The sequence below is a fragment of the Parabacteroides sp. AF48-14 genome (assembly GCF_003477465.1).
GTDB classification, from domain to species: Bacteria; Bacteroidota; Bacteroidia; order Bacteroidales; family Tannerellaceae; genus Parabacteroides; species Parabacteroides acidifaciens.
In genome coordinates this window covers 20,495-44,208 of record NZ_QUDI01000045.1, presented here as the reverse complement: position 1 = coordinate 44,208, position 23,714 = coordinate 20,495, and the positions used below count along the sequence as shown (strand labels likewise).

The window sequence follows — 23,714 nt, the reverse complement described above, 5'->3', positions numbered from 1 at the left end:
CAAAGTTTCATTTAGTTTGTATTAGTGATTTTTCGCAAAGTTTCATTTAGTTTGTATTAGTGATTTTTCGAATAATAATAAGATAAGTTTTGATTGAAAACCCATTTTGTAAGGTTTTACTTGTGCTAAATTTGAAATTACAACTTCCGCTGTTTTTTCTTTTTTTTAGATTTGGAAATTTGTTCTTCGTGATTTAAAGAATAATCTATCCCTAATGGGATGGAAGGTATGAGTGAACAATATGTTTTATTGTCTCTGTGGTTGAAAGAAGTGTCATTTTTTTGTTTGGTGACAACATAGGTATCTAATTTGAAATTATGATTATTAGCTTCCTTGTTTTCAAGATTGATAGAAACTAAGTTTTCTTGACTACTATGAAAGGTGATTGTTGTTTCTCTTTCGTTGGATTGAAATTCTTGTTCATGTAGTTTGAATTGTTCTGGGATAGAACCGTTCTTCATCGTGTTGTGGTAATCAAATGATTCATTTTTTTTGCGGTCGTAGCTGAAAAGTTTATCAAACCCCTGCTCTGCCTGTTGGAACAGGTTCACACGATCAAAACCTCCTGTTACCGTTCCTTTCTTGGTGTTCTTATGATTAGTAAGCGGAGATAGTTTCTTCTTATTGGTTTGGTCTTTCCGGCTGACAATCAAATGGCAGTGCATATTTAGTTCATTATCCGAACGGTTACGGTCAAAATGAATTTTGGCATGAAACTTTATATCTGCTTCTGTTAGTCCTTTGTTGAAGTTCTTGGCATATTCAGGAATAAACACTTCCCGGATATACCGCTTCATGGATTCAGCTTGTTCGTGTTCTGTATTACCCATCGCTTGAAGTTCCTTTTCCGATGGGCTGACATGAATAGCATAAAACTTAGCATCTGTTTTCAGGAGTTGTCCGATATTACTATCTATATCCTTTATCACTTTTGATTTATAGATATTATCCCCTATCAGATTGAAAAAGCCATCAGTATAAAGACCTTTCTCCATTCGTTCTAAATCTTCATGCTCTAAATAATTAGCTAGCTGTCGGCTACTTCCTGCATTATTATATATTCCGTTTGATGGTGGAGCAAAATCTATGTGCATAGTCTTATGTATTTATTAAATTGCTGATTTCGGTCTTCAAGTTCTCTTTCCTTTTGCTATCCATCACACCACAAGCCGATAACTCCGAATAGAGTTGTATCAGTTGAAGCAACTTTTTATAATCTCGTTGGTGTATCTGGTAGAGTGCGTTAATCTGTTTGGATTGGTTATTTATTACATCAGCATGATTGCCGAACTGCTCACTTAGCTTTTTAAGCACGGCTGTTTGTCTCTCCTGACTGGCTTCCAATTGGGAGAGAATTAGAGTTTCTAAAGTTTTGCCAATGGCATCGAAACGCAAAGCGATAGAATTTGTAGCCCGTATCATGGGATTCAGTTGTTCTTCCTCGTAGTGACGGATGAAGCGAATAATATCATCCTGCCTCTTATTTATTTTTGCCAGTTCCGATTTCACAGATTCTGGTGCTTCGGACGGGTTGATATGCGCCTTATCTATATACCCGAACGCCAATTTTACAACTTCACTCTTTTTCAGTAAATAGCGTTTGCATATCTTTTCTACTAAAGCTGCCGTTTCCTTGTCTATGGAAATGGTAGTGAATATCGTTTTTCGACTGCTATTTGGCATGGTAATTACTTTTTTATAGAAATATGAATAGATAAATACCTGATAATAAGCATTGCAAAGAAAATGCTTATTACAGGTGTCATTACAGCGTGTTCTTGTAACACGCTAAAGCCGAAGCTTTGCCCCGCAGGGCAAGAGGGAAGAACAGGACTAGTCCAGTTCCCTCTTGCTCGATTTAGTGAAACGGGCTGAACCGATAGGTGAAGCAGTTTCTGCTAAATCGGGGTAGTAGCACAGAGGAATAGTCCGGACATAGGCTTCTTTCCTCTGCTGCTTTTTGCTATCAGGGTTGATTCTCTAACTGATTGGCTTTTTCGAACTGCTTGTAGGTTTGAGAATCGGCATACTCACGAACAAAAGCCCGGATGTCGCTGGCTCTATAGTACGTTTTCCGTCCAATGTTAAAGTAGGGAAGTACACCTTTTGCCCGATAGCGTTGTAGGGTTCTGAAAGATGCTTTTAGTAAAAAGGCTAAGTCTTGATTATCTAACAGCTTCTCATTTTCATCGAATACAGTGTCAGTATTGATAAGAGATTTCAGGTCTTGCCCGATCTCGGTGAGTTTTTTGGAAAGTTTCTCCATCCATTTCTCGAAGTTTTCATTGTCTATATACATTTTGCTTCATTTTAAGTTGAACATTAATGATTTTCAATCGATTGATGAAGCAAAGTTCTAAAAATGGCTGCAAATAAGTTCGGGGAATAGATCACCCATTCCCCGATAAATTATGATTAATAGTCTGAATATCTGTATTTTGATTTTATGGAAAATATCCCTCTTCTTTACACTTTTCGATAATAGCGACTCTTAGCTTATCTAAAAAGGCTGTTCGTTTATCAGGCTTACGTTTGATAACCTCTTCTTCTTTTTTATAAATATCACTGAATTTTATGTTAAACAGCTTTTCAAAAGCATTTGCTAAATCACTGAAATGTATTTCCTTACCATCAACCGTTGTAATACATTTTAGATAATAAAGTCCACATACGATTTCCATTATGTCGATGTACTTTGCAATATCTTTATTTAGGTGTAAGGTAGATTTCCATCCAGCTTCAATGTTAATAAAGAATTTGGGAAATTCCATTTGATGATGGAGTAGGTCTAGTTCTTTATTAATAAATGAAAGTATCTTATTGCATGTTATACTTTTTGTTTCATAACAGAAATCTCTTCTGATTTCTAAACTATTTTTTAGTGCCTCAAATTCTATGTAGGTAAGATTTAGTTCTCTAATTAAAGTTTTGTAATCTGATTCATTATTCAAAAAGGTAATTACAGATTCAACAAATTCTCTATATGCCATAAGTAGTTGGGCTTCATCAAAATTTTCTTTTGTGCAAGAAGAGTTGAGAAGACTATATATATTTTGATCTGAAAGGCTCCATTTTGGCATAAGCAATCAAACATGTGTTATACGTTTCGTTTATTGCCGTTCATATTTATTCTTTATTCGTTTCAATAGAGAGTAAATGATAATTTTGTGAAATGGTCTAATAAAGAAAAAATACATTCGTCCAAGCCTATTGTTATATTTCACAATAGTTGTAATCTTAAGTTCCTGTTTGCCATCTTTATACTCACTACACCACATTGAAACATGAAAATCCAAGTGGCTGTCAGGCATTCCAAAAATCTCTTCATGCTCATTTTTATCAGACACCATATTTGTAAATCTACTCTTTGTATCCAATCCCAATGGTTTTACAATAGCGTTTCGTAAATTCATTAACCAATCTATCCATTTAGGAAGTTGGTTAAAAGCTAAATTACGAAATTTTTCAGGTGTTATTTTCTGATTACAAACTATTTCTCTTGAATAAGAATCCACATAATCGGCAGGAAGATACTTTTCAATCAAGCTGTTTGTTGGTATATTTTTCATCTTATTGCTTTTTAAATTTATTGATAACCATATCCTGCAACTCTTTAAACTGTTTTGCTGATAGATCCGAGCAAACTTGTTGCATGCCAATCAGCATGGAATATTGTATTATCGCCAAATCCATTGCTTGTTTAGCATCCAATCCAGTTGCTTCATTCAGTTTGTTTGCATACTCCAGCCTGATACTGTCCGCTTGCGCTACATAATTTCGTACAATTGGATTGGAATACCCCCACGCCCGTATTACACTTTCGTTCCGGATAGAAGCGTATGCTGCCATATCAGCCAATTTCTGCTGTTGTTCTTTGGGAGTGTTCAATTTATCCACTTCACGAATAAACTCAAATGTGTTTACTTCCAACCAATACTTCATCAATGCATCCACATAGCCGTCTATGTTTTTGAAATGATGATAGAATGCACCTTTGGTGATTTGTAATAATCCGCATAGATTATCTATCGTGATTCTTGCAAATCCTTCTTTTTCCAAAACTGTTAGTCCTGTCACGAACCATTGCTTTTTATCTACTTTCTTCATAATTTAAATACATACCATATAGTATGGTATGCAAATGTAATCACTTTATTAGAATAAACAATAGCTTGCCTGTCTCTTTTATTATCATTTCCTGTATTTAAGATACAACTATCTTTATAGCCATTTGATAGGATAGCCGAGCATACGCTTTAGTTCTTCCATTTCTGCACTATGCCACATTTCATGTTTGAAGCACCAAGATAATGCTTCATATTTATTATTAGCTACCGGATGTTTAAACGGAATAGGTTCTAATTGCTCAAATAATATATCATCATTTAATTGTGATAAATTATCTATGCATATTTCGTGGAGGGTATCAAACTGTTCTTTTAGCTCATATGTTGGGATCAAGTTTTTTTCTACTGACCTGTGTAGAGTTCCCATGCCATTAAAGATTTTCACATAATCAACGATGGGAATCAATTCTGTGATTTTAGTATTTCTTCCTGTGATACATGTGATAGCATGGAAGTTTTGACTAATCATTAAATGTCCAACTTGCCAAGCAAAATTTGAATCTGTGTTTTGAGGAATTGTGTACCATAAATCTTGTGGTATTTCGGAAATCAAACGATTTACAAAATTTCTCGATTCGATAATCTGTTCTCTTAAAAAATCAATTCTTTTCATTTTTATAAATTTATATACTTATTAGTAAGTAAGTTGTTGGGGCAAAAAAATATTAGATATTTAATAATCCCTCCTGTATTGACTTATACACATCATTTTTAATACTTTATTCATTTGCAAAGAAGATAGCAATGCGGAATGAACCATGAAAGCCTTTGTTCTAGGTGTTTCCGTAAATGAAAAAGCATTATTTTTTAAGCCATTATCTAATAAAGCTGTAAGCCATTTTAGAATTGTGTTTACCAATCCCTGTAACTCTTTCTGCATGTTTTCAGGTAAAGTGTCATAAGATGGCGAAAGTGAGCCAACTATACAAACCCAATGATTCTTGATAAAACTATCGTGCATATGAATATAATTGGAAAACTGTAATTTGTAATCCAAACTTTCCCATGTTTTAGTTAGCTCGTTGAAAGCATTTAGATTTCTTCTTATTATCTCTACTCCCAAATCTGACTTTGAAGGGAAATAATAATGAATAGCTGCATTCTTTATATTCAACGCTTTAGATATGTCTGCATAGCTAAAAGAATTGTAGCCAATAGAGCGAATTAACTCACTTCCTAATCTTATTATTTCATTTCTAGTATCATTCATGGCACAAATATATGCAATTTACTTAGTAGTAAGTATAAAATGGGCAATTTTAACATCTTGTATGTTCACAGTGTATAATTTCTATCTTCATTTATTCGGTCAGTTATAACCACTTCATACCACTTTCAGACAGTTTTGAAAACGGCTCTTGATTCTTCTTTCATTTGCTGGTGAAAATAGAATCAACACGTTTTATAAACCATTTAAATTTGAAAAGTATGGAAGTAGTAACCATCGAAAGAAGAACATTTTCGTATGTCTGCGAACGGTTCACAGAATTTGCCAAACGGATAGAAAGTTTGTGCAGCACTCATACCCCAAAAGTAGAAAACTGGCTGGATAGTCAGGAAGTGTGCCTGTTGTTGGGCTTTAGCAAACGAACGTTACAGTATTACCGGAGTAGTGGAAGATTGGCTTATTCTCAAATAGGCAGTAAGATTTATTATAAATCTGCTGATATTAAAAGAATTATTGCAGACAGTGAAACACAGAATCAATCACCCAAACAAATTACGCCTTATGAAAAGAACTAAAGAAGATTATCCGACCTTCAACCTGTTTTCCATTGTCGGCACATGGGAAAGCGTTAATCTGAATCCTACGGTTATCATCTACCGGAACGACAAAGATTATCTGCTTTCTATTATATATGTATCGGAAACTACCAAACAGGCTTCGCCCGCTACGTATGAGATACAAAAAGATGGTAGTCGGTATTTTATTGCCACTGTATCTAAACGGCTCTATATTGATTATGATCCGGCAAAAGATGTACTTAGCATTTCGTCTCTGGGTGACTATCTGCGTAACTAACTTATTAACCAACTAATCATATAACTGATTAGCTATCTAGCAATCTTGAAATCAATATTTCAATAAAACAATTTTTCAATCATGGAACTAATAAATAAAGATACACCGCAAGTCAAAGAATTTATTTTTTCGCTTGATTCAATGCTGAATGGTATTGAAGCTATAGTAAAGCACTACAAGCCCCACCTGAACGGAGAGCGTTTTCTTTCTAACCATGAAGTTTCCAAGAAATTGAATGTCAGTTTGCGAACTTTGCAAGAATGGCGAGATACGGGATTAATCTCCTTCATCCAGATAAAAGGCAAAATTATCTACCGCCAAAGTGATCTTGACAAACTGCTCCAAAAGCACTACTTTGAAAGTTGGAAAGAATAACCTACCACTCTCAAAAACATTGTTTTTCGGAATTTAATTTGAATCATTGACTTTTCCAGTGAAGTATTTAGTCTGTGCAAGTCTTTAGATGAAAATACGCTCGAACATAGTGAGAGGAAGATTTTCATCTAAACCGAAGGCTTGGACTTGAACAGGCTAAATGCGGAACTTACCTTTGTCAATGTTTCATATTGAGTTCTGAAAAACTTGCTTTAAAAGAAAATGAATTTTGAAAAGTAATTTATATATGGATATAGTAGCAATAGAAAGAGTTTCCTTCGATTTTTTTAGAAAGAAGCTGGAACAGATTATATCATTGGCAAATAATACTTCTTTATCTCCCTCTGATATGTGTATTGAGAAAGAATGGATAGAAGGCAAGACATTGGCAGTTTCGCTAAATATTTCTCTGCGAATATTACAGTCTTTACGGGAGAACGGCAAACTTTCTTTTTCGACTGTTGGCAAGAAAGTATATTATAAGGTTGCCGAAGTACAAAAATTATTGGATTCAGGTAGAATAAAAGTAACCATTAAAGAATAATTGCTTATGGATTTGTACACGAATGAGGATAGCCAAGAATTATTGCAATCGTTTGATAGGGCTTTACCTTATATAGAATATGCATTGAAGAATAATAAACCCATGTTTGAGGGTGAACGGTATCTAACAAGCGAAGAACTTTGTTCTATACTCAAAATTAGCCGTAGGACTTTACAGTATTATCGGGATGATGGTATTTTCCCTTTTATTCAACTTCCGGGTAAAGTGCTGTTTCGTGAATCGGATATTAGGAAGGTTTTGGAAGATAGGTTTCGTTCTGCCTATAATATAGAAGATTATTCTCTTTAGCTTTTAATATAATGAAGATAGATAAACGGCTACCGTCCGAATGGATTGGGTAGCCGTTTTCATCTTTAGGTGGTTTTAGGAGAGAAGTTTTCCCGTACATTCTGCATATCTCGGAGAATACTCTGATCTAATACTTTAGCGTATCGTTGTGTCATTTTCGTATTGGTATGCCCGAGCATCTTAGATACATTTTCCAATGAAACATTATTAGCTAACGTAACTACAGTCGAAAAAGTATGACGCCCTGTATGAGTGGTCAGGTTCTTCTTAATTCCGCAGAAATCAGCTATTTCCTTCAAATAACTGTTTGCCTTTTGATTGCATGGAACGGGTAATAATGTACCTTTCTTTTCGCAAAGCGGATAGCCCTTGTATTTATCCAATATAGCTAACGGAATATCCAAAAGTGGAATGTTACACATGATTTTTGTCTTTTGGCGAGCCTTTCTTATCCAGATGTTACCTTCATTATCTGTTACTAAATGTTCGGGTTTCAATTCCGATACATCAATGAACGCTAATCCAGTCCAACACTGGAATAAGAAAATATCACGTACCAATTCCAAACGTGGTACATTGAAAACTTTAGTTCGTAAAATTTCTAATTCTTCTTTGGTTAGAAACTCTTTGTGTACTTCTTGCTCATGGAAGTGGATATTCATAAACGGATTTTTATCTATCCAGTCATTTGCAAGAGCCATGTTTGTAATCTTCTTGACTACTTTCATGTAGCGGATAACGGTATTCTCTTGCAGATTCTTTTTTGATTTCAAGAAATGAATATAATCCTGAATAATGGCATTATTTATTTCTTTCATCGGAATATCCTTTAGATGGTACTGTTTTAGAAGCATTTCTTTAAAATACTTCAAGCATGTATCAAAACGGGAGATAGTGACCTTTGCATAATCCTTGCCGATCAGTTCCCTGCATTTGTTGTTATGTTCTTGAAATACCTCGAAGAACATCTTATGCTTTTCATCCAGCCCGAGAAAACGTCTTTTGATTTCCATCGGATTAATAAGTTTGTTTTCATCTTCCAAAGTCCGATGAATCTCATACAAGCGTAATTTTACCGATTCCAGATAACGGTTTACTTCTACTGATTTAGAATCTTTACCTGTACACCGTTCTTTGGCTTGTGACCAGAGTTCAGGCTTAACGGTTCGTTTTAGCTGCATTTCAGCTAATTGGCCTTGAATAGTTATCCGCAACATGATAGGTGTTTCACCTGATTTTACTGTTCTTGTTTTGCGGATGAAGAACAGCACGTTGAAAGTCTGTCGTTTCATACTCTAAAAATTAATGTTTAAAGTTACTGAATCGTGCAGAATAGCAAGAATCAAACGATAAGACAATCAACGACTTACGGTACAATTCGTGGACATTTTTTTCGAGACTAAAATTGTCCACGATTTAGCACTACGGAAGTGCGTTATTTTGCCGAAAATATGCGGATTAGGAGAAAAAGAAAATCCCTGAAATGTTTAATTTTCAGGGATTTACCAAATTTGAAGTCTTTTAAAAGTGGTGCCACCAGAACGGGATTCCTTTTGGTAACTGTCACATTAATAATATTTTATAGAGTATCAAAACAACCGCGCAAATGAATGAACATAGTGCTTTTTTCGGTGTTTTGCTTGGCAATACTGTTTCCGTTTCCAATACGATACAAAGATAAAGAAAAATATCTGATTATCAATGAAAAATTGTTTTTATGTATAGCAATCTTTTCCCTAACTGAGAAAACTGATCAATTAAATTAATAAAGGTATTTATTACTCATCGGTTGTCAATATTATACGAGTTAAACGTTAGAACAGTGGCAATATAGATTCTATATGGCTTCAAAAAACGAATAATTAACAGAACGGAGGTTGATATCAGACTTATAGAAGAACAGATGAGAGGCAGCAATATATAAATAAGGTTCGATGGTGACACCGTAGAGTATTGTAGCGATCTCACATATAGAATGATTTCCCAACCTTAAACGGAGCCAACTCAAAAAGGCTATTAAATGAGCGTCTAATTATCTTATATGTGAAATTACCAAATATTCGATATAATCGTTTGGTACATTGGAAGTAAATGCCTAAATTTGTATTCCATAAAAATGAAAATAACATGTTTATTTTCATTTTTGAGGCACGAATATGGAACAGAAGCAGGCTATCATATCAAAGATAAACCGAAGCAAGAAGGGTACTATCTTCTTGCCTGACAGTTTTATGCCTATTGACACACGTCATGCAGCAAATGTTTTAGCAGAACTAGCCAAAGCCGGGAAACTTGTGAGGGTGGCATTCGGTATTTACGTAAAACCTGTAATGTCGAGTTTCGGGCCGGTGATGCCGACGCCATATGAAATAGCTGAGGCTGTGGCCAAACGTGATGACGCCCAATTATTGCCTCATGGTACGACAGCCGAAAACTATCTCGGCTTCTCGACACAGGTGCCGATGAACATAATATATCTGACCTCCGGTACTTCGAGAAAACTAAAAATCGGGAATCGCACGATAACATTCAAACATCGTGTTCCAAGCACTTTCGCCTATAAAGGAAAAATTTTGCCGATTCTTGTATTGGCATTACAATCCATTGGGCAAGATAACATTACCGATAAGACACTCGATGTTGTGTACGGTGTGCTGAAAAAGAATCCGGAAGAAAATACATGGCAAGAAGATATTGCTCACGCACCAAACTGGATAAGGTTAATAATAATCAATATTAAAGCGAAGATATACGACCATGAGTAAATGGATTGACGCATCGGGTCCTGATCGACAGCAATCTGCACATATTGTTGCCGAGGAAAAGATGATAAGCGAAGGTGCAGTAGAAAAAGACTGGTGGGTAACCGCCGTTCTCAAAGCGTTATTTACGCTGTCTCCTGCTCCATATATGTTTTTCAAAGGCGGTACAAGTTTGAGCAAAGGCTGGAATTTAATTGACCGATTTTCAGAGGACATTGACATAGCCTTATATCGTGACTTCTACTTGGTCGAACTTGGTAAAGAGTGCGCAAAGGCTGCGACAAATAACCAAGTTAAGAATTTGCGCATCATTAACCGTGACTACATTATAGGAGAGTTCGTTGATGAACTGAAAACGAGACTTGACGAAGCTGGTCTTGAGTGTAAAGTATTACCGGTGACACATAAGGACGATGGCACACCTATCGACCATGACAGCGACCCGGTTGTGATAGAGGTACATTATATACCGAGACTTAAATCCGACCTGTATGTGCGTCCGATAATAAAAATCGAAGTTAGCTGCCTCTCGATGAAAGAACCTTATGAAGTTAAGCGCATAACTTCTCTTGTCGGTGATAAATTTCCTCAAATCGATAACGAGACAGCGGCCGATATACCGACGATTAGCCCGACCCGTACATTTCTCGAAAAAGCATTCCTGCTCAACGAGGAGTATCAACGTAAGAACCCACGTACCGAACGTATGAGCCGTCACCTCTACGACTTGGAACGACTGATGAATACCCCCTTCGCCACAGTAGCTCTTGCCGATATGTTACTCTATCAGGAAATTATAGCGCACCGTTGCCGCTTCTACCATGTAGGAGGTGTGAACTACAATCTCAATCTCCCTACGACAATCGCTTTCTGCCCCACTGGAGAAATCCGCGACAAAATGCGTACCGACTACGAAGCAATGAAAGCCTCTATGATTTACGGAGACAAACTCACATTTGATGCCCTTGTTTCCCGTATCGAGGAATTGCAATCCCGCTTCCGGATGATAGGACTTGGTAAACTTTAATATCTGCTGTAATTAGTAATCTTCGGAAAGGATATAGCCTCATTTCCGGGGCAGCCCGCCCAGTCGGTTTGGGAGGTAACCGAAAACAAAATACATGGTAACGGAGTTATGGGTATGGTCTATTCAAAAAAGTAACAGGATGATATGCTACCCCCTTACCTTTTAATTATAAAGTCTTTATATATGGCATAGGAAGATATTTGTTGCGGTCATACTATACTTTTGTGACTGATTTTTAATATAATATTTAGTATGACAAGCATGAATTTAGTGTTGCGTCCTTCCACAAAGGAAGCCACCATCCAGGAAGCCTATCCCTGCGTGTAATTCACAATCGTCAGGTAAAGACCGTAACCCTTCCGGGCTGCCGTCTTTATCCTGAAGAATGGAACAAGGAAACGCAGGAAGTGATTTACCCCGACAACAATCCCCGCCGCCTGGCCGCATTGGAACTGTTGGCGCGGCGTGTGAACGATGAAGTGGAGTTACTGAATACCCACTTGCAAACGCTGGAAAAGCAAGGGCGGTATAGCGTGGAGGATTTAGTAAGACTCTACCGCCAGCGAAAAGACAACAGTACGCTTTCGGGTTACTGTGATACGCTCGCGTCTGAACTCAAACGGCTGGGGCAGGGCCGCACCGCCAACGCATACCGTACCGTAACACGCGGACTTATCAAATTTAATAAAGGGCAGGATATTCCCTTGCGGGAGATCAACGCCCGTTTGATAAAGGAATTTGAGATATACTTGAAAACGTGCTGTATGCCCAATACGATTTCGTATTATATGCGGAACCTGCGGGCGATTTACAACAAGGCGGTTGCCGAGAAGATCATACGCGGCCGGGACGAGAAACCGTTTGCCGGGGTATATACCGGTGTAACCAAAACCATGAAACGTGCATTGAGGCTGGAAGAAGTACAAAAGCTGCTCTCTCTGGATTTGAACGGCCTTGTCAAAGAGCAGGAGCCGGATAACGCAAAGCGCATCGAACTGGAAAAACTCTACACCGCGCAACGTTATTTCGCCTTCTGTTTCAACGCTCGCGGTATGTGCTTCATCGACCTGGCCTATTTGCAGAAAAGTAATATCCGAAGCGGGGTTATCAAGTATGTACGTAAAAAGACCGGTCAGCAAATGGAGGTGAAGGTCAATAACGAAATGAAAGCGATCATTGACAGCTTTTCAAAGGAAACCGCCGGAATACCTTTTTTATTCCCCATAATACGGGATATGGGAAAAGATTACAGGCCGCAATACGAGAACGGATTGCGTATTCAAAACCTGCGGTTGAAGAAACTGGCTGTCATGGCTGACATTCCCCGGCAGCTAAGTACGCACTGGGCCAGACATTCCTGGGCAAATATGGGTAAGCAGCAGGATTTACCTTTGCGGGTAATCAGTGAGTGCCTGGGACATAAATCGGAGAAAACGACGTTAATCTATCTGGATCAGTTGGATAACTCCCTGCTGGATTCAGCTAATGACAAGATAACATCCGCCGTTTACGGGTAAGTCCTTTTTAGTGCCGCGGCACGAACAAAGGATAACTGTTTTATCATTCCAAACTTCCACTAAAGCCTGTCGCTATACGGGCAGGCTAAGGATGTCATGTGCCTATACTTATAGAGAAACCGATAATTTACACATGAGTGTTAAAACGGGAAACAATTAGTCCGAACTTTGAGATTTTAGTACCTTTGTATTGTAGTTATGGTATCGTGTCGTTACCGACACTTTAGAAGTGTGGGAATACCTTATACCCTCTACTCGTGCTTTGTCAGCATAATGGGTGCAAAAATAGGCACTATTTCCTTACCGCTACCTGACTTTTTTTCACTTTCTCCTTACCTTTTTTCCCTTACTCCGCATCTTCCCGTAATTCGGTAGGCGTTTTTCCGAGTTCTTTTTTACAAAAGCGAATGAATACCGTGTCCGAATTAAAACCGTTTTCCATCGCTATTTGCTTGAATGATTTTTTTGTCGAAGTGATCTCTTTATGTACCGCCTGCGCTTTACGTTCTATCATCCAACGATTAGGTAGTTCTCCAAATATTTTCACAAATCGCTTTGTGAATTGTTTGCGGGTCAAGTTCATGGACTCGGCCAGCTTATCAATAGAATGATAGAGCCGCCAGTTCAGCCGGACATATTCGGAAAAAGCCGTGTCTCCGGAGAGTATCGTATTGAAAAAGCATGATAATGCTTCCTTTGTGTAGTAAACACGGAAAAGGGCAAATAATTCCTTGACTTTCAAATCAAACCAACAACGGCACTTTAGTCCGTCCGTTATGCAGTCGATAACCCCGTCCAGGAAATACCATACCCGCGAATTGATTTCCAAAATCCCGGCAGGTACGGTCTGTGGCAGTGTATCAAAATCTTCCGGGGATATGAATTTATTGTTTCCGTACAGTTTTTCAATGGAATAATTTTCACAAAATTGGATCGGCTTGTGCACTCTGAAAATCACAACCATGCACTCTGTCAAAGCCTCATAGGAATAATTGCCTCCAACGGGAAGAAATAAAATCTCTCCCTTTACAGCCTCGTATGTCCGAATTTCCAGGAAATAGAATCTCATCCGTCCTTCAATCATGCAAACGATCTCATTATTGGCAACTGACAATTTTTTCTTTTCTCCTATTACCATTTTTGCCACCTCAATAACCGGCCTTTCCCCTTGTTCGTAGTAAGGGCAAGCCAAATGTTCCGCTTTATATAAAATATCCATAACTATGTGATTATTAGATTGTTTTACTAATGTTTTACAAATTAAGAAACCGAATCTACATCAAAGACTTACCATTAACCCGGTAATTGGTAACCCTTACGGGTTATCGTCTCTGCTATTTATGGCCGGAATCCAAACGCCATGTTTTACTAATATTTAACAAGCCCTTGCTTTATTAAAACTAAAAGCTATGTAAGCGATTGATATTTAAGGCGTATTATTTTCTCTAAAATTGTTACCCACACTTCTAAAGTGTCGGTAACGATTATTCATTCAAGAGATTAAACAAAGTACAAATATTTAATGGTGAATTACAGATTGTATTTAAGGCAATGGGTATTTCTTACCCTTGTTTTTCTATTGGTGATACAGAAAGTGCACGGACAGGAGAAAATTGTCAGTCCGCCCCCTGCGGTCGGCATAAAGACAAACCTGCTGTACGATGCGACAAGTACGCTGAACTTGGGCGTTGAGTTTCGCACGGGCAGGCGTACTTCGTTCGATATGTCGGCTAACTGGAATCCGTTCAGTTTTTCCGATAACCGCAAGTGGAAGCACTTACTGATCCAGCCGGAGTTTCGTTACTGGACGAAAGAAACCTTTTCCGGCCACTTCCTCGGCCTCCACGCGCACTATGCCTACTATAACATAGGCGGCCTTCCAAATTCCATTTTTTCCGACTATATGGCGACACACCGCTTCCAGGGCTGGCTTGCCGGAGCGGGGCTTTCATACGGCTATCGTTGGAACTTTACCCGTAATTGGGGAATGGAGGCCACTTTAGGGGTTGGCTACGCTTATCTGAATTATAGTAAATACGAGTGTGTAACCTGCGGCAAGAAGCTGGGAGACGCGACCCGGCATTATTTTGGCCCTACCAAAGCGGGCATAACCCTTATCTATACTTTTGGAGGGAAGAAAAAGGCCACTGTAAGTCCTGCCCCGCTGAATATACCGGAGGTTGTTTCTGAAACAACGACACCGGTTATACCTGTGGAAGAAACAGAACCGAAGGTAGTACCTATCCTGCCGGAGAAATCAGAAATCGAAATCCTGTCCGAGAAATACCCGTTCGTACTTCCGGCCTCGGAATTTGACCCGGCAAATCCCATACGGTATTATAATGACGAGCGAGATAATGTACTTACGGTCTATTATCCCGTCAATAAGAGCGTAATCGAAAGCTATTTTGCCGGAAATGCCGCTACACTGGCTGCGTTACTTGATGCCGTAAGAAGCATAGTTAATAGTAAAGAAACCAAGATCTGCCGTATTGTGATTGCCGGTTTTGCCTCACCGGAAGGCTCTGCGAGTGTAAACGAACAACTTGCCTGAGAAAGGGCCGCGGCCGTCCGGGATTATATACTGGCAAACACCCCGGTAAGCAAGGAAACGATACTCTTGCATAACGGCTCGGCAGACTGGCAGGGATTACGACGGCTTGTTGCCGCTGACAGTAATGTTCCCTCACAGCGTGAAGTGCTGGAGATAATCGACACCCGCCCGATATGGGACAGTCGGACGCAAACGGGACGGCAAACCCTGCTACACCAATTAAATGGTGGTCGTAGTTGGGAATATATGAAAACGAATCTTTTCCCCAAACTGCGTAACGGAACGTTCATCCGGGTTTACTGGAGCTCAACAGACAGATAGAAACAATGAATAATAAATAAGTGATTGGTAACAAGTTAAAAACAATTTTTACAATTAAATTTTTAAACGATGAAAGTAAAATTCAAGTATGCGATTATGGCTGTCGCTGCCCTCACGCTGGGCTTAACAAGCTGTTCTAATAACGATGAGGTAACGGGTGGAGAAACCGACAACGGTACGGAAACTTACATGAAGGTTTCCATTAACTTCCCAAGTACGAATGCACCGCAGACACGTGCAACAACGGAGGATGTGAACGCAACGGATGCTGAGGCGGCCGTAAAAGGAGTGGATGTATATATCTATACTTCCAGTGGTGCGTATTTGTCACATACAAATCTTGGTGCAAGTGATTTCCAGCAGGGTGCGGCTACTGCTAACGGTGATTTATACGAAGCTCAAAAGAAGATTCCAACCACAACGGGCCCTAAATCCATATTGGTGGGTATTAACCTCCCCTCTGCGATAGCAACAGGATTGGAAAATCAAACTTTAAGCAAGGTGTTGACGACAGCCCAGACACTTACCCGTGCTCAACTGACGAATTTAACAAACGGTATTCCGATGTTCTCAACTGCTGTGGTAGATGCTAATTTCGTTGCTGACGAAACTGATTCGCGCAACACCATTATCGCAACCGTACAGCGTATGGTGGCAAAGGTAACAGTAGAAAAATCGTCCGGTATGAAACAAGATGGTGTTGAAGGAGAACTTGGCACATTGGAGTTTGCCATTAACAACTTCAACGAAAGATCCTACCTGGTACAAAAAGCTTCCCCAAATTTTGAAGATCCTAACTGGGCTTCGGGTAGCTACCTGTCCTCTGAATTTTCGGATGCAGCCACAACTGCGGATTGGAAAACTGTTGTAACACCTGTTGCTGACGTGAAAGACCTCGATGCTCACTATGCCGCTGAAAACACTTCGGAGGATAAAACGATGGGTGAAATTACCCGTGTTACGGTACGTGCGACCTTTATGCCGAATGTGATTACGGTATATGCCAATGGCACACACGATGGAAGCTATAAAACTGTAGACCGAGTGAGTGATTTAAGCATAATTTCTCCAGAAACATTCTATACCGTTACAGCCAGTGCCACTTCGGGTACGGCTTATTTCTACGATTCCACTGTAGCTGACGCTTACGCTAACGATAATCATGCAACGAAAGTAACTTATACCAATGGCTTGTGCTACTGGAATATGTACCTCAACAAAGAAACCGGGAAAAAAGGTGCCCAGTGGGATGTTGTACGCAACGAATTTTTCCGCTGTCAGATTACCCGCATCGTTGCTCCGGGTAACGCAACGCCCGATGTGAAAGATCCTACTCAAAAGCCGGATGCAGAAACCAATATCACTACGAATATTGATATTATGGATTGGAACACTCCGATTCTTTCTAATTATGAGCTGGAACCCTAAAGGTCTGACATATCAAAGTAAATAAAGAAAAGCCGGGTGGAAAACAGGCCGTACCCTCTTTCCGTCCGGTTCCTTTTAAGCAATCACAGAAAAAATGTAAGTAAATAAAAATGAATCAAAGAAAGCTATATAACATAACTGCCGTACTTGTGATTATAAGTACCCTGCTTGCCTTTTCCTCCTGCATCAAAGAGGATTTGTCGGAGTGTCCGCCCCAAAGCGCATCTGTAAAAGTACGCTTTGCGATTAATACGGAGGACGACGAAACGGGGCTGTCCAATGCCGGGGTTATGGAAAAAGCTACCCTGTATATTTTTGACCGAAACAACCGGTTTGTAGCCATGTCCTCCCGTAATGATATTGTGGTAGGTCGGGAATATGAACTGGATATTGACCTTGCTCCCGACACCTATAATTTCGTGGTGTGGGTGGGAGAAAAAGCACCCTATTACACTCTGCCCGCTTTCGCAGACTTTCCGGTAGTTAAACCCGACAAGAAAGAAAGCACAATGAATTTGGATATACCCGCTAACCGGATAGTGGATTTCACACTTCCCCGGTTACTCTTTTCAAAGGTGGATAACAAAGAGATTACCGGTAACGACCAGATAATCGACTTCAACTTAATACAGAATACCAACACGCTTATATTCACAGTAAACGGGTTGGAACGGACGGATAACACCTATTCGTTCAGCATAGCCGACGATAACGGCTCCTACGACTTTGACAATAATTACGCTTCATGTAAAGCGTTCCAATATACTACCGGGGCACTGTTCCCGGCAAACTCTGATGTGCTGGATGGCACGATGACCGTTCTTCGGCTTGGCAGTAACCGCAATCCGCAGTTTACCCTTGTCAATAAAACGACCGGGGAAACACTGTATCCCAGTTATGCCGGTCAACAAACAGATCTCATACAGCTAATCTTAAAGGCGTATGAAGGCAAGACCGTCAATTTTGACCGCCGCCATACTTTCCATATCACGCTCGACTTCGACACGAACATGGAAGCTACCGTTACAGTGGACGGCTGGAATGTAAATGATTCTGGTAATGAACTGTACCCCGATTATTAAAAGATGAAATAAAAAAATATATAGAATGAAAAGACGAATAGAAAGAATAACGACTGTTTTTTCCGGCCCTTTCAGTAAAAAGCGGAACGGACTGCGTAAATCCATATCTTTATTGCTGCTGGGTATGATGGGGTTAGCTGCCTCCTGCATATCCGAAGAAGAAATCTATCCTTCGGAATCCGGTGGTAGCCAAACGGATAGGGAAGTGAACTTTTTAATTGCCGTTCCCTATGCCGCACCTACCGGAACGCAAACCGGGACACAAAGCCGTGCGATAGAGACAGACCAAGAAAATGCAATCGATAATATTTATGTGCTGGCGTTCAAGGTGGAATATGAACAAAACGGTACAATCAAGAGCGAAACCTACGATTATTCGGCAATCGGCATAAAATCAGCAGCGAATACCGAAGGAACTTCTTCGCAGAGTTTTACTGTCAAAGTAAAAGTAAAGGACTATGACCAACGTTTCGTAGTCATTACCAATGCCGAAGATGCGGTAACCGCTCTTACGGGCGACCCTAACACATGGACTGGTAAAGATAAGGCAGATATGCTGGCCAATCTGAAAGTATCATTAGAAACATCGGAAGATCGCTGGAAAGTAATCAGCGCATCCAATTATACCGCTTTCCCGATGTGGGGGGAAAGCGGTGCGGAAAAGATAACGGGAAGCACCAATAGTCTTTCAATGGCTATCCCCATGCTCCGTATGATTGCCAAGATAAACGTTCAGTTGGATGAAACGGTATCGGGACTTACGAATAAATTCAAGATGAAAAGCGTACACCTCTACAATACGAATACAAGCGGTCATGTAGTACCGTCGATAGCGGCAGTAAAAGAAGAAATTCGTAATACCAGCCAACGTTATTTATTTGTTGAAGAGCCAACCGTTCCTTCCGATGCAGTTCTTTCGAAAGAGCCGATTGAATACACCGATTTCACTGCGCCCGGAACACCGGATGTTGCCATGAAAGGGGCTATCTATACATTTGAGACCAAGGCTCCGTCAAACGAAGATCGGATGAAGCAACTTGCCTTGTGATCGGCGGGCTGTACGGTGATGATACCAACGAGACCTATTACCGGGTAGACTTCTTTGAAAGCGACGGAAAGACCTTGCGGGATATTCTTCGTAATTATCAGTACGTGGTTAATATCACCGATGTAAAGGGGCGCGGACACGAATCGGTGGACGTAGCCTATAAAAGTAAGTCGGTTAATATGGTTGCTGAAACTCTATACTGGAATGAAGCTGGATTAGGTAACAATGTTTTTGACGGTCAGAATATACTAAGTGTAAGTCAGGACAGCTATTTCTTTTCCCGTGATGCAAAAACATCCAAAGAGGAAGATAACGTACTGAACATTATGACAGATTATAAGACTACCGCAACAGCAGGCAAGTCGGGCTGGTATGTAGAAAAGATTGTAGACGCAACGGATGGGACTACCAAGGTCGGTTGGGTCGACCTTTCTCCGGATCAGGGCGTGGCAGACAATCCAGCGGAAGTTTTCCTAACGGTTGAAGAAAATAAGACCACTACGGAGCGTAGTGCGATTATCTGGATTGCAGCCGGAAGACTCCGCTATCCGGTGAAGGTAACGCAATCGCTTACCCCGGCGCTGGGTATTCAGCTATTGGATGGCGACGGAAGCAGCAAGATGCCGATAACGGAACTCGTCTTTGCTTCGGCGGCGGGTACGGCCCCTGCTTCGCAGAACTTTACGGTCAACTGGCAGCCTAAAGCCGCCGATTTGACCGTTACCAACGCTGCGGTGGGCGCTGCCGCTTTCCCGTCGGGCGTGGGCGAACCGGGCGGCAATGTTACGGGCGGTAACGGCGGCACGGGCACGATAACCTACACGGTGGCTCCTGCGGCGTTTACGGATGCCGAGTTAGACGAAAAACAGGGCGGCAACCCGTTCCTGGAGAAAGTATCTAAACTGGATTTTACGACCACAAACGGCGTTTCGTATGCTTCGGCCAGCCTGTTCCTGCGGCAGATCAATTACAATTTGTTGTCAGACGTGAACAACGGCGGCTACTTACTGGACGGCCAACAGAAAACCCTTAACGTCCGGGCAAATTTCGGCTGGACGATAACGGCGGTATCAGACCCGGACGATATTCTGCAAAATAACGGACGAGGTATTATCGGTCAGACGGGAGGTAATAATACCACGACGGGCAATACGGTTTCCTTCGACATGATGGCGGAAGATAGCAGTGTTCCGAAATCGGGTAAAATCGCCACGATAACCTTTACCAACACTTCGGACGGTTCAACGTATGATGTAAAGATTACGGCTGTGGATGCACTATATGTAGGGCGGTTTGGTGGAAAATTAGCACCAGATGCTAACGGAGTATGGCAGTTCGAGCGGAAGTTGTATGTGCAGTCTACTGATGAAACGGCAATCGCATGGTCTACAAATCAGACAGCAACCAATGTAACCGATCCCGTTGATGGAAAAGGTAATACATATAAATTAAGGTCAACGACCTATCGTGCCGCTAATGCCTGTTTCAGTAAAAATGATAATGCCAACACTATAACGGGAGTGGAGAGTGATAATTTTAAATGGTATTTGCCAGCCCAAAAACAGCTTCTTGCGGTTTATGTAATCCACCCCAGTTTCGATAGTAACTATCAGTTCACATCATCTTACTATTGGAGTTCGACAGAGCAGTCTACTGCGGGCGCGTACCCTATTTCATTCATAAGTGGACCAAGGCCAAGTTATTACGTCAACAAGGGGCAAGGCTACCGAGTGCGGTGCGTCAGAGAAATTTCCGATTAAAGGGTATTATGTAACATCATAAAGATATAACGTAAATGAAACAGATTTTATTAATGGTATTGTTTGTCGGGCTGATGTCTCCGGCGGGGTTATATGCCCAAAAAGTATATAAGGACGCAAGTGACCGAGTAATTCTCGAACTTACGATAGCTGCCGGGATGCCAAGAGGGGCAATAACTAACACAGCTAAACAATGGACTTCCGATCCAAGCAATAACAACGGTCCAATAGCGGAAAACACTGAAACTGGCTCTATCAATGCTACAGTTTTTCAAAAGTTAGAAATTGCGCCTAATGATATGAATACGACAGGGGGAATGGATAATACGGGTAATATGGTTATGAATTGGGCTTCGGGGTTCAATGGGTGTAAAGAATCGACCTATGACGGAGGAAGATGGCGGCTACCGACCCAGCGAGAATTGCAGCTTATGTATATTTTCTTACCCGCATTGCAAAGCATCTTCAATACACTACCGACACAAGGAACTCTGTTTGGCAGTGGCACCCGCTATTGGAGTGCGACTGAGTGCGATGCAACAACATCATGGGTCGTACTGTACCAAGGCAATGCTATTACCAATACAAAGACATCCAACTACAACGTCCGTTGTGTCCGCGAAGTAACCGATTAAAGCCGGAAACCATAAAATGACAATTCTAAAACAACATATCTATCCGGGCATCCGAGCCTCCCGCCTTCTGGTGGGAGCACTTGCTCTGTCGTTGTGCCTGTTGCTTTGGGGATGTGAAAAGGCGGACTATGAGCAGGAACGGGTGGCCGTGCGGACGGTACTGTTTTACCTGGGCGGCGACAATAACCTGTCGCCGGAGGTAAACGCGCGGATAAAAGCCGTTCCGCTATCGCCTTTGTGCCGTGTCCTCATCTATACCGATACGAAAGACGAACCGCCCATGCTCGCGGAGGTGGTGGCCTCTCCAGGCGGCAATACGCTGGACGTAGTAAGGCAATACAGCGAAAGCAATTCTGCGGACGCGGAGGTTTTCGCCTCCGTCCTGCGGGAAGTCCTGGAGTTTTCCCCGACGCCCTCCTACGGGCTGGTGCTGTTCTCCCACGCTACGGGCTGGCTGCCGCAGGGTGCGTATGAAAACCCAGCCGGGAACTTTGCCCGCACCGCCACGGATGCCACCCGCTCCGTCGTTAAAGACGGCACGGCGGAAATGGAAATCCCCGCCCTGGCCGCCGCGATCCCCGACGGGATGTTTGACTTTGTGATCTTCGAGGCTTGCTATATGGCAGGCGTCGAGGTGGCCTATGAGCTCAAAGACAAGGCGCGGTATATCGTCGCGTCCTCGGCGGAGATCGTTTCGCCGGGATTCTCCCGGTGTTACTCCGATGCGCTGCCGTATCTCAACCGGGAACAGACAGACCTTCGGGGATTCTGCCGGACGGTGGAGGCGGATTATGCCACCCGCCCGGACGATTACGCTTCGCTCACTTTGAGTTTGATCGACACGAAAGAACTGGATGCCCTGGCCGCTGCCGTGCGGGAAATAGGTTTACCCGCTATGGACGGAACGGCAGGCATACAGGCCTTTGACCGGGGCGGCGGCAGGCTTTTCTTCGACCTGGAGAATAGCTATTGTGGGGAGATAGCGGGGCTGGATGCCGCCACCCTGGAAATGGCACTCGGAAGGTGCGTCGTATGGAAAACGGCAACCGCGGCTTTTATGCCGACCTACGGCGGTTTTGAGATCGCGGCGCACTGTGGATTGACAACCTCCATACCGCAGGAGCGGTACGTGGGGCTGAATGAAGTGTATAAAACCCTGGCCTGGTATAAGGCCGTAACAACAAAATGAAAGGAAAAAGAAACATACTAACCCGCTATAAATGGGACGTGATCGGCGTCTGGTCAGCCCTGTTGGTCGGATGCTTCGGCGTCCTCCTTTTCACAGGATCGCTGGTTCTTTTGGGTTGCCGCCGCTTGGCGGTCAGGCAACCCGAAGAACCGCAGGCCGTGGTAACGAAACCCGTAAAGCCGTTTACGCTCCCCGCTATTCCCATAACCCTGACCGATCCCGCCACCCGTGCGGATTACCTGGTCGCTCATTATTGGGATAGCCTGGATTTCGCAGATACGACAAGGCTCACCGACGAGCAGATAGAACAGGCATTTGCGGACTACCTGGATGTATTGGCCTATGCGTCCCCGGACGCCGCCAACACCTCGATAGGCCGGACACTCGACAAGGCCCGCCCCGTGCAGGCCGCTTTCGGCTGGTTTACGGAAATGTATGAAAAGTACCTTTACGACCCCAATTCCCCCATGCAGAACGAGGAACGCTATCGGGTGGTGCTGGAGCATATTATAGCGGATCAGCAGATAGAAGATATTTACAAGGTACGTCCGGCGTTCCAACTGGAGCAGGAAAACAAGAACCGCCCCGGCAACGTGGCCTCGGATTTCACCTACACCCTTGCCAACGGCAAAAAAGGAACACTCCACGGGATAAAAGCCGATTATACGCTTTTATTCTTCTATGACCCGGAGTGTCCGGACTGTCGGCATACACGGGAATTTTTGCAGCAATCGGAGCAAGTCACCAATTTGGTAAATAGCGGAAAGCTAAAGATTCTTGCCCTATATCCCGACGAGGATATAGAAACATGGAAAGCCTACCGGTCCGCTATCCCTCCCACATGGTTGAACGCCTGCGACGGTACGGCGGCGAAGAAAATAAAAAGTAAACTGTACGCTATCCGTGCAATCCCTTCCCTGTATCTGCTTGACAAGAATAAACGGGTGTTGCTTCGGGACGCGGTAATAGAACAAATCATACCGGTATTAACAGCCGGAATATAATTTATAATT

The 23,714-nt window shown here is 41.8% G+C and carries 27 protein-coding genes; 17 read left to right on the top strand and 10 right to left on the bottom strand.

Annotation, left to right across the window (positions count from 1 at the left end):
- Positions 1–137: 137 nt before the first annotated feature.
- The 8 genes from DW083_RS18080 to DW083_RS18040 form a co-directional block, all read right to left on the bottom strand.
- Entirely contained in the window at positions 138–1,094 is a 957-nt protein-coding gene (locus DW083_RS18080; RefSeq protein WP_122333360.1) for a DUF5712 family protein, read from the bottom strand.
- Between the two features lie 4 nt (positions 1,095–1,098).
- Positions 1,099–1,683 (bottom strand): BfmA/BtgA family mobilization protein, encoded by a 585-nt coding sequence (locus DW083_RS18075; protein WP_122333359.1) that lies wholly within the window; start codon positions 1,681–1,683, stop codon positions 1,099–1,101.
- 283 nt (positions 1,684–1,966) lie between these two features.
- Positions 1,967–2,299: a helix-turn-helix domain-containing protein gene (locus DW083_RS18065; RefSeq protein WP_117707770.1), complete on the bottom strand. Its 333-nt coding sequence runs from the start codon at positions 2,297–2,299 to the stop codon at positions 1,967–1,969.
- Positions 2,300–2,444: 145 nt separating this feature from the next.
- On the bottom strand, positions 2,445–2,990 hold the full coding sequence (locus DW083_RS18060; protein ID WP_199653021.1) for an RteC domain-containing protein: 546 nt from the start codon (positions 2,988–2,990) through the stop codon (positions 2,445–2,447).
- A 120-nt stretch (positions 2,991–3,110) separates the two neighbouring features.
- Positions 3,111–3,569: a DUF2867 domain-containing protein gene (locus DW083_RS18055; protein WP_118317730.1), complete on the bottom strand. Its 459-nt coding sequence runs from the start codon at positions 3,567–3,569 to the stop codon at positions 3,111–3,113.
- A gap of 1 nt (position 3,570) precedes the next feature.
- Positions 3,571–4,107 carry a TetR/AcrR family transcriptional regulator gene (locus DW083_RS18050; RefSeq protein WP_122333357.1) on the bottom strand — a complete coding sequence of 179 codons (537 nt, stop codon included), beginning with the start codon at positions 4,105–4,107 and terminating at the stop codon, positions 3,571–3,573.
- A gap of 114 nt (positions 4,108–4,221) precedes the next feature.
- Complete coding sequence (locus tag DW083_RS18045; protein ID WP_122333356.1) at positions 4,222–4,740, bottom strand: DinB family protein; 519 nt, start codon at positions 4,738–4,740, stop codon at positions 4,222–4,224.
- Between the two features lie 60 nt (positions 4,741–4,800).
- The gene (locus DW083_RS18040; RefSeq protein WP_233552275.1) at positions 4,801–5,337 is read right to left on the bottom strand and encodes a TetR/AcrR family transcriptional regulator; all 537 of its coding nucleotides are present in this window, start codon (positions 5,335–5,337) and stop codon (positions 4,801–4,803) included.
- A gap of 218 nt (positions 5,338–5,555) precedes the next feature.
- On the opposite strand from DW083_RS18040, the gene DW083_RS18035 reads away from it, so the two are divergent.
- The 5 genes from DW083_RS18035 to DW083_RS18015 all read left to right on the top strand — a co-directional run bounded on the left by DW083_RS18035 (position 5,556) and on the right by DW083_RS18015 (position 7,378).
- Complete coding sequence (locus DW083_RS18035; protein WP_122333355.1) at positions 5,556–5,870, top strand: helix-turn-helix domain-containing protein; 315 nt, start codon at positions 5,556–5,558, stop codon at positions 5,868–5,870.
- Positions 5,857–6,150 (top strand): DUF3876 domain-containing protein, encoded by a 294-nt coding sequence (locus DW083_RS18030; protein WP_122333354.1) that lies wholly within the window; start codon positions 5,857–5,859, stop codon positions 6,148–6,150. The genes DW083_RS18035 and DW083_RS18030 overlap by 14 nt, the downstream gene beginning before the upstream one ends.
- A gap of 81 nt (positions 6,151–6,231) precedes the next feature.
- The gene (locus DW083_RS18025; RefSeq protein WP_122333353.1) at positions 6,232–6,525 is read left to right on the top strand and encodes a helix-turn-helix domain-containing protein; all 294 of its coding nucleotides are present in this window, start codon (positions 6,232–6,234) and stop codon (positions 6,523–6,525) included.
- Positions 6,526–6,772: 247 nt separating this feature from the next.
- Positions 6,773–7,069 (top strand): DNA-binding protein, encoded by a 297-nt coding sequence (locus tag DW083_RS18020; RefSeq protein ID WP_122333352.1) that lies wholly within the window; start codon positions 6,773–6,775, stop codon positions 7,067–7,069.
- A gap of 6 nt (positions 7,070–7,075) precedes the next feature.
- A complete protein-coding gene (locus tag DW083_RS18015) occupies positions 7,076–7,378 on the top strand; it encodes a helix-turn-helix domain-containing protein (protein WP_122333361.1) in 303 nt (100 codons plus the stop codon).
- 65 nt (positions 7,379–7,443) lie between these two features.
- Here DW083_RS18015 and DW083_RS18010 read toward each other — a convergent pair whose 3' ends face one another.
- Entirely contained in the window at positions 7,444–8,670 is a 1,227-nt protein-coding gene (locus DW083_RS18010) for a site-specific integrase (protein ID WP_122333351.1), read from the bottom strand.
- A gap of 864 nt (positions 8,671–9,534) precedes the next feature.
- Here DW083_RS18010 and DW083_RS18005 point away from each other — a divergent pair.
- The 3 genes from DW083_RS18005 to DW083_RS17995 all read left to right on the top strand — a co-directional run bounded on the left by DW083_RS18005 (position 9,535) and on the right by DW083_RS17995 (position 12,684).
- Positions 9,535–10,143, top strand: a complete 609-nt coding sequence (locus DW083_RS18005) for a DUF6088 family protein (protein ID WP_122333350.1) — start codon at positions 9,535–9,537, stop codon at positions 10,141–10,143.
- A 61-nt stretch (positions 10,144–10,204) separates the two neighbouring features.
- Positions 10,205–11,167: a nucleotidyl transferase AbiEii/AbiGii toxin family protein gene (locus tag DW083_RS18000; protein WP_370039359.1), complete on the top strand. Its 963-nt coding sequence runs from the start codon at positions 10,205–10,207 to the stop codon at positions 11,165–11,167.
- 317 nt (positions 11,168–11,484) lie between these two features.
- A complete protein-coding gene (locus DW083_RS17995) occupies positions 11,485–12,684 on the top strand; it encodes a phage integrase SAM-like domain-containing protein (protein ID WP_370039368.1) in 1,200 nt (399 codons plus the stop codon).
- Between the two features lie 346 nt (positions 12,685–13,030).
- Here DW083_RS17995 and DW083_RS17990 read toward each other — a convergent pair whose 3' ends face one another.
- Entirely contained in the window at positions 13,031–13,903 is an 873-nt protein-coding gene (locus tag DW083_RS17990; RefSeq protein ID WP_122126404.1) for a helix-turn-helix transcriptional regulator, read from the bottom strand.
- A 303-nt stretch (positions 13,904–14,206) separates the two neighbouring features.
- On the opposite strand from DW083_RS17990, the gene DW083_RS17985 reads away from it, so the two are divergent.
- From DW083_RS17985 to DW083_RS17950, 9 genes are all read left to right on the top strand, one after another.
- Positions 14,207–15,238: a DUF3575 domain-containing protein gene (locus DW083_RS17985; RefSeq protein ID WP_122333347.1), complete on the top strand. Its 1,032-nt coding sequence runs from the start codon at positions 14,207–14,209 to the stop codon at positions 15,236–15,238.
- A gap of 66 nt (positions 15,239–15,304) precedes the next feature.
- On the top strand, positions 15,305–15,559 hold the full coding sequence (locus DW083_RS22040) for a hypothetical protein (RefSeq protein ID WP_147382161.1): 255 nt from the start codon (positions 15,305–15,307) through the stop codon (positions 15,557–15,559).
- A 69-nt stretch (positions 15,560–15,628) separates the two neighbouring features.
- Positions 15,629–16,987, top strand: coding sequence for an Mfa1 family fimbria major subunit (locus DW083_RS17980; RefSeq protein ID WP_122333346.1), 1,359 nt, complete (start codon positions 15,629–15,631; stop codon positions 16,985–16,987).
- Between the two features lie 149 nt (positions 16,988–17,136).
- Positions 17,137–18,069: a FimB/Mfa2 family fimbrial subunit gene (locus DW083_RS17975; RefSeq protein WP_158582139.1), complete on the top strand. Its 933-nt coding sequence runs from the start codon at positions 17,137–17,139 to the stop codon at positions 18,067–18,069.
- A gap of 25 nt (positions 18,070–18,094) precedes the next feature.
- Positions 18,095–19,117 (top strand): hypothetical protein, encoded by a 1,023-nt coding sequence (locus tag DW083_RS17970; protein ID WP_122333344.1) that lies wholly within the window; start codon positions 18,095–18,097, stop codon positions 19,115–19,117.
- Complete coding sequence (locus DW083_RS17965; protein WP_122333343.1) at positions 19,114–20,877, top strand: DUF1566 domain-containing protein; 1,764 nt, start codon at positions 19,114–19,116, stop codon at positions 20,875–20,877. Before DW083_RS17970 ends, DW083_RS17965 begins: the two co-directional genes overlap by 4 nt.
- 35 nt (positions 20,878–20,912) lie before the next feature.
- The gene (locus DW083_RS17960; RefSeq protein ID WP_122333342.1) at positions 20,913–21,512 is read left to right on the top strand and encodes a DUF1566 domain-containing protein; all 600 of its coding nucleotides are present in this window, start codon (positions 20,913–20,915) and stop codon (positions 21,510–21,512) included.
- Positions 21,513–21,528: 16 nt separating this feature from the next.
- Positions 21,529–22,701 (top strand): clostripain-related cysteine peptidase, encoded by a 1,173-nt coding sequence (locus DW083_RS17955; protein WP_122333341.1) that lies wholly within the window; start codon positions 21,529–21,531, stop codon positions 22,699–22,701.
- Complete coding sequence (locus tag DW083_RS17950) at positions 22,698–23,705, top strand: DUF5106 domain-containing protein (protein ID WP_122333340.1); 1,008 nt, start codon at positions 22,698–22,700, stop codon at positions 23,703–23,705. The genes DW083_RS17955 and DW083_RS17950 overlap by 4 nt, the downstream gene beginning before the upstream one ends.
- Positions 23,706–23,714: the final 9 nt, after the last annotated feature.

Bases quoted from the DNA above. Each gene is read 5' to 3' on its own strand.
- DW083_RS18080 (WP_122333360.1), bottom strand. From the start codon at position 1,094: ATGCACATAGATTTTGCTCCACCATCAAACGGAATATATAATAATGCA.
- DW083_RS18075 (WP_122333359.1), bottom strand. From the start codon at position 1,683: ATGCCAAATAGCAGTCGAAAAACGATATTCACTACCATTTCCATAGAC.
- DW083_RS18065 (WP_117707770.1), bottom strand. From the start codon at position 2,299: ATGTATATAGACAATGAAAACTTCGAGAAATGGATGGAGAAACTTTCC.
- DW083_RS18060 (WP_199653021.1), bottom strand. From the start codon at position 2,990: ATGGCATATAGAGAATTTGTTGAATCTGTAATTACCTTTTTGAATAAT.
- DW083_RS18055 (WP_118317730.1), bottom strand. From the start codon at position 3,569: ATGAAAAATATACCAACAAACAGCTTGATTGAAAAGTATCTTCCTGCC.
- DW083_RS18050 (WP_122333357.1), bottom strand. From the start codon at position 4,107: ATGAAGAAAGTAGATAAAAAGCAATGGTTCGTGACAGGACTAACAGTT.
- DW083_RS18045 (WP_122333356.1), bottom strand. From the start codon at position 4,740: ATGAAAAGAATTGATTTTTTAAGAGAACAGATTATCGAATCGAGAAAT.
- DW083_RS18040 (WP_233552275.1), bottom strand. From the start codon at position 5,337: ATGAATGATACTAGAAATGAAATAATAAGATTAGGAAGTGAGTTAATT.
- DW083_RS18035 (WP_122333355.1), top strand. From the start codon at position 5,556: ATGGAAGTAGTAACCATCGAAAGAAGAACATTTTCGTATGTCTGCGAA.
- DW083_RS18030 (WP_122333354.1), top strand. From the start codon at position 5,857: ATGAAAAGAACTAAAGAAGATTATCCGACCTTCAACCTGTTTTCCATT.
- DW083_RS18025 (WP_122333353.1), top strand. From the start codon at position 6,232: ATGGAACTAATAAATAAAGATACACCGCAAGTCAAAGAATTTATTTTT.
- DW083_RS18020 (WP_122333352.1), top strand. From the start codon at position 6,773: ATGGATATAGTAGCAATAGAAAGAGTTTCCTTCGATTTTTTTAGAAAG.
- DW083_RS18015 (WP_122333361.1), top strand. From the start codon at position 7,076: ATGGATTTGTACACGAATGAGGATAGCCAAGAATTATTGCAATCGTTT.
- DW083_RS18010 (WP_122333351.1), bottom strand. From the start codon at position 8,670: ATGAAACGACAGACTTTCAACGTGCTGTTCTTCATCCGCAAAACAAGA.
- DW083_RS18005 (WP_122333350.1), top strand. From the start codon at position 9,535: ATGGAACAGAAGCAGGCTATCATATCAAAGATAAACCGAAGCAAGAAG.
- DW083_RS18000 (WP_370039359.1), top strand. From the start codon at position 10,205: ATGATAAGCGAAGGTGCAGTAGAAAAAGACTGGTGGGTAACCGCCGTT.
- DW083_RS17990 (WP_122126404.1), bottom strand. From the start codon at position 13,903: ATGGATATTTTATATAAAGCGGAACATTTGGCTTGCCCTTACTACGAA.
- DW083_RS17985 (WP_122333347.1), top strand. From the start codon at position 14,207: ATGGTGAATTACAGATTGTATTTAAGGCAATGGGTATTTCTTACCCTT.
- DW083_RS17980 (WP_122333346.1), top strand. From the start codon at position 15,629: ATGAAAGTAAAATTCAAGTATGCGATTATGGCTGTCGCTGCCCTCACG.
- DW083_RS17970 (WP_122333344.1), top strand. From the start codon at position 18,095: ATGAAAAGACGAATAGAAAGAATAACGACTGTTTTTTCCGGCCCTTTC.
- DW083_RS17960 (WP_122333342.1), top strand. From the start codon at position 20,913: ATGAAACAGATTTTATTAATGGTATTGTTTGTCGGGCTGATGTCTCCG.
- DW083_RS17955 (WP_122333341.1), top strand. From the start codon at position 21,529: ATGACAATTCTAAAACAACATATCTATCCGGGCATCCGAGCCTCCCGC.
- DW083_RS17950 (WP_122333340.1), top strand. From the start codon at position 22,698: ATGAAAGGAAAAAGAAACATACTAACCCGCTATAAATGGGACGTGATC.